Annotated in this window: 1 protein-coding gene and 1 pseudogene; both read right to left on the bottom strand. The window is 49.5% G+C overall.

Features of this window, described 5'->3' with window-relative positions:
• The coding region (locus tag ACLPIE_RS22465) for a type VI secretion system Vgr family protein (RefSeq protein ID WP_430263839.1) at nt 1-1,208 on the bottom strand (1,208 nt) is incomplete at its 3' end.
• A 68-nt stretch (nt 1,209-1,276) separates the two neighbouring features.
• A pseudogene (locus ACLPIE_RS22470) lies at nt 1,277-1,359 on the bottom strand (type VI secretion system tube protein Hcp); the annotation flags it as partial.

The raw sequence follows: 1,359 nt of genomic DNA on the forward strand, positions 1-1,359 counted from the left end.
CGATAAGGGGGACGCCACTCTTGGGTGCTGGGAATAAAGGAAAGCTGGTTACTCATTTGGGTGCCCTCACCGCCACTGTTGTCGGCAAGAGGTTGAACGCCGTGATGGGAGACACTCACCACCTGCCATGTGGTATTCATTCGAGGGCTAGGATGGTTTGATAGGCTAAAAATACGCCCCGGTGCCAATTCAATACAGTTAGTCGTGGCCGACCCCACTTGCCGCTGGTTTTGTGATTGTTCGTAACGAATTTGATTAAAAGGTTGACCTTGTGCATCCTCTTGAAAGCGACCATAGCTTTCAAACACTTCATGTTGTTGATGCACTTCACCTGTGACTTGATGACTCAGCGGGTAAGAGGGTCTGAGTTGATTGTAGTCTTTATCCACGCGAATATCGCTGCACAACTGCTCAGCATAGCGCCATGTGGTGGCCGTACTGTCGGTAATATCGGTTTCAGATTGCGGATTATAGGTGAGCGAAATCCCTGCTTTCATGCCTAAATGACGGTCACTGTAAAACAGTTGCGGGCCTTCTTCGAACCAGAACGTAATTCCTTCCTCGGCGGCTAGACGGCACCAAAAGTCATACATCGTTTCGCGCTTTTGGGTGATGTAGGGGCGTTTCAGGTGTTCTTCGACGTGGTAAAACTGCTTATCAAATTTAATGTGAGACTCGCTCAATAGTGTCTCAAGGATGTTCGGGACGGTGGTATCTTGGAAAATACGGCTGTCTTGTTTGAGGGTCATCACCCACATTTCGGGGCGTATCACAAAGTGATACCACGTTTTTACCCCATCCGTGTTCCCTTGCTCTGCCCCAGCTAAAATCCCTTGTACCGTGCGAAGAATTTTTCCATCGCGTTTTACCGTCAATGATGAGGCCATTCCGAGTACGTTTTGAAAATCAATCTCGGGTAACGGACTAACCGCCTGAATCGACAATGAAAAGAGTTGGGAAAGCCCTTCTTGCAAATCAAACTGCGTCACTTGAAACGTGTCTTCGGGTAACCCACCAATGGTGCAAGTGAACACCAGCCCTGAACCCAATTCGCCACTGGCGATGCGGTCTAATAGCTGGCTGTGGGCCTTTTGCAAGGCTTGGTCTTGTGCATAGGTTCTGCCACCCGTGTATCCACCGCCGTGAATGAGCGGGTTGTTTTCAGGGCTACCGAGTCGCTTGTTTTTATTGGGGTCTTTCCAAGACATGGGGATTTCCTCTGTGGGGAAAAGGCTAAAAACGCAAACGAGCCTCGAAAGGCTCGCTAAATTCGAACTTACGCTTCAAGCGGCGCACGCCAGTCATCAGCACCGGATGTGCCTGCAACAGTGTGTTCCCAATCGATTTTACGGTAAGACA

It is taken from the genome of Providencia sp. Me31A (genome assembly GCF_050487165.1).
Classification (GTDB): domain Bacteria; phylum Pseudomonadota; class Gammaproteobacteria; order Enterobacterales; family Enterobacteriaceae; genus Providencia.